Origin of the sequence: Aurantimonas sp. A2-1-M11, from assembly GCF_036549475.1 — a bacterium.
In the GTDB taxonomy this organism is placed as follows: Bacteria; Pseudomonadota; Alphaproteobacteria; order Rhizobiales; family Rhizobiaceae; genus Aurantimonas.
Genome location: NZ_JAZHLI010000107.1, coordinates 1 through 8,976 on the forward strand (window position 1 = coordinate 1; position 8,976 = coordinate 8,976).

The 8,976-nt window shown below is 60.9% G+C and carries 11 protein-coding genes and 1 pseudogene; 5 read left to right on the forward strand and 7 right to left on the reverse strand.

Features of this window, described 5'->3' with window-relative positions:
• Positions 1-223: 223 nt before the first annotated feature.
• Positions 224-490: an acyl carrier protein gene (locus VQ042_RS23655; RefSeq protein ID WP_331822747.1), complete on the reverse strand. Its 267-nt coding sequence runs from the start codon at positions 488-490 to the stop codon at positions 224-226.
• A 280-nt stretch (positions 491-770) separates the two neighbouring features.
• Positions 771-995: a hypothetical protein gene (locus tag VQ042_RS23660; protein ID WP_331822737.1), complete on the reverse strand. Its 225-nt coding sequence runs from the start codon at positions 993-995 to the stop codon at positions 771-773.
• Between the two features lie 462 nt (positions 996-1,457).
• On the opposite strand from VQ042_RS23660, the gene VQ042_RS23665 reads away from it, so the two are divergent.
• A complete protein-coding gene (locus VQ042_RS23665; RefSeq protein WP_331822738.1) occupies positions 1,458-2,408 on the forward strand; it encodes a PRC-barrel domain-containing protein in 951 nt (316 codons plus the stop codon).
• A 170-nt stretch (positions 2,409-2,578) separates the two neighbouring features.
• Entirely contained in the window at positions 2,579-2,983 is a 405-nt protein-coding gene (locus tag VQ042_RS23670) for a hypothetical protein (protein WP_331822739.1), read from the forward strand.
• A 211-nt stretch (positions 2,984-3,194) separates the two neighbouring features.
• On the opposite strand, the gene VQ042_RS23675 is transcribed toward VQ042_RS23670, so the two are convergent.
• The 3 genes from VQ042_RS23675 to VQ042_RS23685 form a co-directional block, all read right to left on the reverse strand.
• Positions 3,195-4,364: a hypothetical protein gene (locus tag VQ042_RS23675; RefSeq protein WP_331822740.1), complete on the reverse strand. Its 1,170-nt coding sequence runs from the start codon at positions 4,362-4,364 to the stop codon at positions 3,195-3,197.
• A gap of 310 nt (positions 4,365-4,674) precedes the next feature.
• Complete coding sequence (locus tag VQ042_RS23680; protein WP_331822741.1) at positions 4,675-5,172, reverse strand: hypothetical protein; 498 nt, start codon at positions 5,170-5,172, stop codon at positions 4,675-4,677.
• 78 nt (positions 5,173-5,250) lie between these two features.
• Positions 5,251-5,571 carry a hypothetical protein gene (locus VQ042_RS23685; RefSeq protein ID WP_331822742.1) on the reverse strand — a complete coding sequence of 107 codons (321 nt, stop codon included), beginning with the start codon at positions 5,569-5,571 and terminating at the stop codon, positions 5,251-5,253.
• Between the two features lie 1,381 nt (positions 5,572-6,952).
• On the opposite strand from VQ042_RS23685, the gene VQ042_RS23690 reads away from it, so the two are divergent.
• Positions 6,953-7,276, forward strand: a complete 324-nt coding sequence (locus VQ042_RS23690) for a hypothetical protein (protein ID WP_331822743.1) — start codon at positions 6,953-6,955, stop codon at positions 7,274-7,276.
• Here VQ042_RS23690 and VQ042_RS23695 read toward each other — a convergent pair.
• A complete protein-coding gene (locus VQ042_RS23695; RefSeq protein WP_331822744.1) occupies positions 7,273-7,509 on the reverse strand; it encodes a hypothetical protein in 237 nt (78 codons plus the stop codon). The two genes, VQ042_RS23690 and VQ042_RS23695, sit on opposite strands and share 4 nt — an antisense overlap.
• Here VQ042_RS23695 and VQ042_RS23700 point away from each other — a divergent pair.
• A complete protein-coding gene (locus VQ042_RS23700) occupies positions 7,508-7,783 on the forward strand; it encodes a hypothetical protein (protein WP_331822745.1) in 276 nt (91 codons plus the stop codon). The genes VQ042_RS23695 and VQ042_RS23700 overlap by 2 nt on opposite strands.
• Before the next feature lie 124 nt (positions 7,784-7,907).
• A complete protein-coding gene (locus tag VQ042_RS23705) occupies positions 7,908-8,648 on the forward strand; it encodes a PRC-barrel domain-containing protein (RefSeq protein ID WP_331822746.1) in 741 nt (246 codons plus the stop codon).
• Positions 8,649-8,784: 136 nt separating this feature from the next.
• Here VQ042_RS23705 and VQ042_RS26180 read toward each other — a convergent pair.
• A pseudogene (locus tag VQ042_RS26180) lies at positions 8,785-8,976 on the reverse strand (IS630 family transposase); the annotation flags it as partial.

Sequence of the window (8,976 nt, forward strand, 5' to 3'; positions counted from 1 at the left end):
CCCATCGAGAGCGCCTCGCCGAAAAGCCCGTTGCCCCTGTTTCCAGGGCCGCGTAACCTTCAATCCGGCAACGCCGCTCGCCGAAGTTCAACAAACTTCGGGACATCCCCTCATCATGCCGCAGAAGTCGTCTGACCGAATCATGGACAGTAAGTGGACGGGGTGATCCCTTCAGCCATGCGAGTGCGTGGCGAGCGGCGCTTTCGAAGTGGGCAATCACGATCTATCCCTCTGCTCCCGCCTCTTCCCGCGCACCCAGCCGCCAATGTTCCAGAAGCATCACTGTATCATTGATGGTCACGATGCGTTCCGCGACATCATCCGGTATCTCGATCCCAAGCTCTTCCTCGAACAACATGGTCATTTCGACCATCTCGAGGCTGTCAGCACCGAGGTCATTGACGATCTCCGCTTTGTCATCAATCGCACCTCGATCGAGATCCAGATGCTCAGCCACGATGGCCTTCACTCGTTCGGCAATGTGACTCATCGCGAGTTCCTCGAAGCGTTGCATCAGAGGGTCTCGTAGAGCGGGCAACGAGCAGAATTTAGGCATAATATAAGCGGTGATTTGCCGCGCATACTGCGCCGAAGCCGCTCGCAACTCTCACCATGGAAGCGGATGTTTAGATCAGTGTCGCGGCAAGGCTCGTAGATGGCGGCTCGTCTCAATATGACCCCACCGGTCCCCGCTTTTCTTTCCGCTCCGCATCAAACCCATCAACCCATCGGCCCAAAGAGCGTGATCAGAAGAGCGCGGCGACGACCGCTCAATTCTCGAACGCCAGCCGCGCCGAGAGCTCCGCCCAGTTCCGTGGCGCGCTGGCGGCTGCGCCAAAGGCCGCTGCGAGCTTCTCGAGCTGTGTCCGGTCGGCCGCCAGGCGTTCCACCGCCACCCAGCGGTTCCAGTCCGGCGCGATGCTCCAGCCGGGCTGGCTTACCCGCGCGGTCGGCAGGCGATAGTGCAGGACGGGCCGCTTGCCGATCTTCTCCATCGGCAGGCGCGCCCGCCCCCGCCGCTCGTCGAAATGCAGGAACTAGGGCAAGAGGTCGAGATCGCGGTTTCGCGTCGGATTGGCCGCCAGGTAGTCGTCCATCAGGACATCCAGGTCCGGCCAGTAGGCCGGCGCGTCCGACGCCGAGGCGATGGGTCAGGCGGCGTGGTTGGCATTCCCGCCGCAGCCACGAACCCGCCGGTCGTCGACCCGGCACCGCGATCGGAAAATTTTGCTGATTTGGAATTCACCGAACGCGGGACGCGCCCCATACAAGACGAGGGTTCCGACTGCGTAGCCAAGGCGGGAACGATGCGTCACCGTTCCCACGCCCTCAAAGGGATCGAGCATTCGGAACGCTCCGCTGGAACAGTGCACGCTCCGGTCCGTTGCTGATACAGAGAAACCGAATTCAGCTTGAGTTTCGGCTGCTTACCAATCAGCATTGAAAGGTAAAACATCATGCGCAATATTTTCGTCATTACGCTTCTGGCCGGTTCAGCGCTGAGCAGCGCTGCTTACGCCCAGGACAATAACGCTTCCGAGGTTGAAGCCGACGTGATTGTGGAGCCGGATGCTCCAGCCATCAAGATGAATGTTCCCGAGCCGACGGTGGAGGTCGATCAGGCCGCCCCGGATGTCTTCGTGTCGCAGCCGCAGCCGATCATCACCATGACGCAGCCCGCACCGACCATCACGGTCGATATTCCCAAGCCCACCATCACGGTCCGGATGCCCGATCCGAATGTGAACGTGGACATGGCGCAGCCGGAGGTCTCGGTGAGCCAGGGCGAGCCCACGGTCGCTATCGACGATTCCGGCAATGCCGCGGTCGCAGTAGCTGACGATACGGATCAGGCCAATGTGACGGTCGAACAGGCCAACGCGAACGTCCAGCTTCGCCAGTCCAACCAGCGTCCGCAGATCAGCTACGAGCGTGAACACGCGAATGTGGTTGTCAATCAGGAAGTGGGCGCGCCTGAGATCATCTATCAGAACGCGGATGGCTCACCCATGGCCGATACGGGGAACACCGCGGCCGCCGGACAGCAGCAATCTACCGCCACCGACAATGAGACCATGGCGATCAACCCGTCTGCTCCGGGGCAGCGCGAGGTCACGGTTGCAGTGATCACCGACTATGACGTGATGGACGCCACTGGCGAAGCGCTCGGCGAGATCGACGAAGTCGTCAAGATCGGCAATCGTCTGTTCGCAGTCGTCGAGGTTGGCGGCGTCCTTGGGATCGGCGAGAAGCAGGTTGCCATTCCGCTGTCGTCGCTGGTCGCGACGGAGAGCGGCATGACGGCACCGAACGTCTCGAAGAGCCAGGTCGAAGCGCTGGAAGACTTCGATGATGACCAGTACGCCGAACTGGAAGACGGGATGATCATCACCGTCGGCGAGCAGTAAGCCGCTACTTGGGACTACAAAGGGCTGTCGGAGATCCGGCAGCCCTTTTTTCGTTTGTAAGCCGCGGGGGGCGAGGCGGCGGCGTCGACCCATGGATCGGGGGAGGGGCGACTGTGGAACTCCTCTTTCCAAGGGTCGTTCGCCCTTGGTAACGGATAGGAGGAAGCAAAATGATCGACAGAAAGCTTTGGCTGACGATTGCTCCAATCGCCCTCGTGATGATCAGCAGTCCGGTCGCCTCGCAGGATGCGCAGGCCGAGGGCGCCAGTGTCCCATTCGAAGAGGCAGACAGCAATTCCGACGGCGGGCTGGATAGCGATGAACTTCGCTCGGCCCTCTACACATCAGTCGATACGGATGGCAGTGCGACCCTGGAGGAACAGGAATACGCGCAGGGTCAGCGGATGTTCAAGGAAGTTGACCTGTCCGAATATGACGCCGACAACAGCGGCTCATTGGACGACAAGGAATTTGAACAGAGCTACCTGGAAGAGGCCAGCTTCGAGGATTCCGATACCGACGGTGACGGGATGATCTCGTCGGAAGAGTATCTGGCGATGTTCAACGGCTACTGACCGGCAGGCGCTGCCCGGTATCTCTCCCCTGCCGATCGAGGGAGTCGATCGAGATTGCCAGCGCGGGCCAGCATGCCGAAGAGGTGGCTGGCCCGCTGCCGTTCGGCTCTGCAAAGATTTTGCGAAAAACGGTGCAGGTATGACAGATCAGATACATATCGGGGGCGACGGCGAGGCTTCCTCCCTGCCGCCCCCGAACCAGTGCTGACGGCTACTGGTTGGCGGTAACGCCCAAATTCAGGATGTCCGGCAAGGTTGCCGGTGCCCCGAGCGCAGCGCCGAGGATCTGGGGCGCCGGGACCGGCTTCGTCGGATCGATGGAGATCGTGATCGACTGCGGGTCTTTCAGGAAACGAGACACGGCCGATGCGATTTCATTCTGCATTTCTTCGTTCTGCAAGCCCGCCAGCATGGCTGGCACCATGGCATCCAGCGTTGCGACAAGCTGTTCGGGCGACTGTCCCCCGAGCTCGGCATAATGGCCCAGAAGACGTTCGACCAGCGACGCATCCTCGTAGGACAGTTCCAGTTCCCCGAGGCTGAGCTGGGAGATCAGTCCGAGAATCCCGGCCGTCCAAGCCTCTGTATTGTCGGGCTTGTCCGCCATTCGCTGCTGCAACTGCATGGCAGACTGAATGAAGTCGGGCGTGTAACCCGAAAGGCTCTCGCTGAAGGTCAGCGTGCCGGCATCGTCGACCGCAAGCTTGACCTGATCGATCTCGAGTTGGCCAGTCCGGGAATTCCAGCTTGCCTTGCCAGAAGCCGAGCCGCGCATCTCTTCGTAATCCAGCTTGGTGACGAGCGACGGTTCGTCCTCGCCGATTGCCGGCTTGATCATGAAGTTTCCGAGATCGAACTGGCTGGTGAGAACCCCGTCATTGGAGAAGGCGTTATCGATCTGCGAGCCGGTCAGGCTGAAACTGACCTCGCCGCCTTCGGTGACCTGCACCTCGCCGAGCGTGGCGCGTTCGAAATACAGGTCGGACGACGTCGGGGTCGTCGAGGACTGGTCCGCCCCGGCAATCTCGATGCCTTCAAGAACGAAGTCGTCGATCTTCCAGCCGCTGGAGGCGTTGTCGCGTTCCAGGTCGGTCGAGAAACGTGTGATTTCGTATCCCTCTTCCCGCGAACCCTTCACCCCCTCGAACAAGAGGTCCCCAGCGTTAACGCTCGTGTCGTCCACGGAGAAGGTGACGTCGTTCAGAACAACGTCGTCACCTCGTTCTTTGGCGCCCGCATAGGCGATCGAGAGATTCTGCTTTTCCAGAACCGCGGTCAGCCGTTCAGCGAAAGGCTCGGCATCGACCGCAAAAGCGGAGGTAGAGCTTAATAGCGCGAGGGCCGAGCCGTAGAGGATGGATCTGCTGGCAGGCATTGTCATGATAGATTCCATAAGTTCGTTGGTAAGCCGCGATCATCCTGCGTGACTCTCACGCCATGGATCGGCGCGGGCACTCTGATCGGCGGGCGGCTTCAGAAAACGCCACCGGACAAATGGCAAATGCCAAGGCTCAGCCAAGGCACGCGAGACACGCCGGATGGCTCTGAAATCGGTTTGGCAGGAAAGACGCGACGCCCTGCCGATGACGGTCATGCCGGACCTTGTCGGCATGGTCTTGGCTGCGGGTCCTGATCGAACAGACCCGGCTCTGAAAACGGGGCGACTCTTTCGAGCCGCCCCGGGGAACCGATTATTGCGCGGGCTTGTCGAGTCCCAGATCACGCATCTCGCGTTCGACGGACATGGGGTCCCACATCTGCGGAGAAGCGGGATCGACCTGCGTGGCCATGTAGCCCGACTGCGCTGGCTCGCCCGCCATTTCCTCGACCGTTTTCTCGGTGCTGCTCGTTGTCTCGGGTTCCGAGACGCCCTGGCCAGACGAGGCCGTTTTAATCGGAGCACCGATGCCAATCAGGGCACCGGGCGGATCCACGATCATGAACACGGGATTTCCGGCGGCGTTCGTGCCGCGCAGCACGAAGGCGCGGTCGACGATCGCGACATCCGTCATGCCGGCGCCCTTGGCGCTCTGCATTGCGTTGTCGCGCGACATCTGGTCCTCGGCGCTCGTGGTCGTGCCGTTCGTCTGATCGGCGTGCGCCGTTGCCGGCTTATCCTGCGCGTCCTGCGCAAAAGCCGGGGAGACGAAAAGCGCGATTGCTGTGGCAGTGGCAAAAAGTGTCTTCATGGTTTCCTCCTTGGGAATGCTCGTTTTGACGTAACTGAGAAGGCCGTGACTTTCCCGTGTTCCGTGAACCGAAGGGGGTCAGATGTCCCAGAAGCCGCCGTCGCCCATGTCGTCGCCGACATCGCCGAATTCGGGCTCTTCGATCGCGCCGCTGTTGTCGCGGTCGTAGCCGCCGTAGACGCCGGTGTTGAACTCGTCCTCGGTCAGGTTGCCGTCGCCATCCGTATCCGACGCGTTGTAGGCACCGATATTGCCGAAGCCTTCGATGAACTCTTCGCTGTTGACGGAACTGTCGCGATCGAAATCCCAGGCTGCGACATCATTACCCTGCGCAAGCGCCGGTGCGGCGGCAAAACCCATGATGAGGGCGGACATGCCGATGAGTTTTTTCGCGGTCATCGTCATAATATTCTCCCGAGTTAATTGGGTAGGTTCAAAGCACCGTTAGAGAACAGGTGGCTTCGAAAATTATCTGCGAGAGCAACATCGGCCGCCGCCGCCTGTTCCGAAAATGAACGAATGTTAATGAACTCGATGGCATTTACGGATGCACCCTGGGAACCCGGCCGGGTGGCCGTAGCGATGCAGCGCGGGAAAGGGAACGATGCGATAAGCACGCGGCCGCCCAACCGCGACAGCCTGTTGTTCGGCACTGACGTCCCTCGTGTCGCACTTCACCGCCAGGGTTGGGCACGCCGCGTCGACCCGAATGCATGACCGAACAAATCCCGCCGCGGGCCGTTAGCGAACTGAAGACGTGCGCAGGATTCGACGCCTGCGTCCGCCCGGGAGCAGGCCCCGTCGCGCCAGACGGGCACCGTCCCCGCGCATTTTCCACCCTGACGTTCGACGAACCAGGAGACGACACGATGCTGCTACCTCGAAACAGAACCACATGGACACCAGGAAGACAGACCGGCGCTCTGGCAGGGGCACTTCTCGCTCTCGGCCAGTTGGCGAGTGTAACCCCGGCGCTGGCGCAATCGGACGATTTCACGACGGTCGGCGGCGAGGTCGCGCCTCCCATCGAGATCGTCATGGGAACCGTGGAGGGAGAACTCCAATGTCTTCCTCCCCGGGCACGACTGCCGGCGGAAGAACCGCTGACCCTGCGCGTCAGAAACATCTCGGAACTGCCGGTCACCTTCGTCGCGCCGGAGTTCTTCAAGGCGGCAGACATGGTGGAGACCACCGACACAGCCCTCGACGCATCGACCGGCGGCTTTCTGGTTCCCCCTGAAGACGAGGTCCAGATGGTCATCCGGGAATCGCCGCCCGTCGGCGAATATGGCTACGCTTGCAGCGTGCCGGGTGTGCAGCCGACCGTCCAGTCGACCGGCTTTCTGGTNCCCTGAAGACGAGGTCCAGATGGTCATCCGGGAATCGCCGCCCGTCGGCGAATATGGCTACGCTTGCAGCGTGCCGGGTGTGCAGCCGACCGTCCAGTCGACCGGCTTTCTGGTCCTTGTCCCGACGCCGACGGACTGAGCCACGCTGGTCTCGCGCTGGCGCCGCTTTGTTGAACAAGCGGCGCCGGCCGATCCGAGGTCGCTCAACCAGTCGGCTAAGACGGGTTCCGTCGGATCTTGGAGGTCCGTACTTGTGGCGGTGCAGCAAACCGAAAGTTACATTTCCGTAATCGTTCAGCGAGCCACACTGTATCTAGGTCTTTTCCTGGCTACAGTTTGTTAATGTTCGAGAATCCGAACGAATTCTCATTCGCTCCATTGATCTAGCAGGTGCTGCAAAGCGCTCTGTCAGAAATCAACGGAGGACTACAATGACCAATCGACTGACCACCCTCACTGCCGCAACCGCTCTCGCATTCTCGCTCGCCACTGGCGCTGCGTTTGCACAGGAAGCGTTCTCGGACTGGGATGCGGACGGCAACGCCGGGATTAACCAGGAAGAGTTCAACACCGGCTTCGGCGAAGGCGGCGTCTACGATTCCTGGGATGCAGACGGTGACGGCGCCCTGACGGAGGACGAGTTCAACGCCGGGGTCTACGGCGGATATGACCGCGACGACAGCGGTGTCATCGAAGAGCCCGAGTACGGCGATGTCGGCGACGACTTGGGCGATGGCGGTTTCTTCGACGTCTAGTTCGCTTCGACGCTGAGCATTTTGCCGGCCGGCAACCCGCCGGCCGCTTCATAGAACACAAAGGATTTTCTCATGAAAAAGCTACTTCTCGCGACAACTATCATTGCCTTCGGTGTTTCGCCGGTTATGGCGCAGTCGAGCGACACCGGTAACGCCGCGCCCACGAACAACAGCGCTACGTCCTCGTCCTCCGCGTCGACGTCCTCTGCGTCGCCGATGTCGGCGGAAGACATGGTGACCTCGCAGGAAAAGGTCCTGAAGGCGCTCGAGACCGCCGGCTATACCGATGCCGCAATCATGGACGCCGCCTACATGGTTCGGGCCCAGACGCCGGATGGCGAGACGGTCCTGATGATGATCGATACGAGCGGTCGAGTCATGGGAGCGCAGAAGGCATCGCAGGGTGGAACCCAGTCCGGCTCGTCGGCATCCGGTTCGGATGCCTCCGGCTCGTCCTCGACCGGTTCGGATGCTTCCGGCTCATCCTCCACCGGCGAGAGCAAGTAAGCGACCTCGTTCGAAATTCTGTGGCCGGCGCCCCGCGCGCCGGCCACATTTTGGTTTCGAAGCGAGGGTCGACCCATTTCCAGACAGGCACGCGAAAGGTGCATCGATGCGTATCGAAAACTTCGTGCTGGCGTTCTCCGTACTCTTCGCCACGCAGGCTGTCGGACAGCCGAGCGACAGCGCAGCAACGCCACCGGAAAACGAAACGTCCTCGCAGTCCGATCTCGGGTTGATGAGTAGCCCGGGCTTCACGGCAGAAACGCTGTTGCAGCAGGATGTTGCGGGCCAGGATGGCGAACCCATCGGCGAAGTGATCAATTTCGAGATCGGTGACGACAATGCAATCCAGCGCGTCCTCATCAACTCCGATGGCTTCCTCGGCATCGACGAGACCGTGATCGCGGTTCCCTATGAGGCGATCGATCTGACCGTGGATGAGGATGGAATCCGGGCAAGCATCGAGGAGGATGATACCGATGCCTACTCGATCTTCGGGCCGGCGGAGGGAAGTTCGACCTCGGCGTCGAACTTCCGCGTATCCTTGCTGCTCGGCGACAATGTGCTCCTGAAGGGCGGCGACGAATTCGGCTATCTCGCAGACCTTGCCTTCGACCTCGAGGGTCGCCTTCAGGCAGTGATCGTGCGACCGGATATCAGCTTCGACGCAGACGGGTACTATGCATTCGCCTTCGAGCGCAGCGATGTTGCCGGGCAGGCATTCGACCCCTCGGCCGCCAGCTATACGCTGTCTCTCGATCGGGACGCTGTCCTGGAAGAGGAAGCTTTCGACTACGACGCGTATCAGAAGGAAAGCGTGCTGATGTCGCCGGCGATGGAGAAGGATCCAGAGGCGTCGTCTCAGTAAGCGCCTGAGCTAGCCCGTCTCGGGCAAGCTCCTTCGTGAGATTGCGCCCGCTGCATCGGTGGACAGCCGTCCTATGCGCACACCCATATGACAGCCGTATCCGGGTGCGATGGGTTCACCGATTATACCGACCAGCTCATGAACTGACCGCTTTGATGTAGGGATAGTTGCAGAGGGACCGGATGCGGGCTTGATCTTTGGTGGCGCGGTTCCATGCATCGCAGCATGCGTCGATGATGGCTTGCCTGTCGCGGAAGACGCAGAGGCTGAGGGAGGTCTCGCGCAGATAGAGCCAGAGCCGCTCGACCGGGTTGAGTTGGGGACTGTA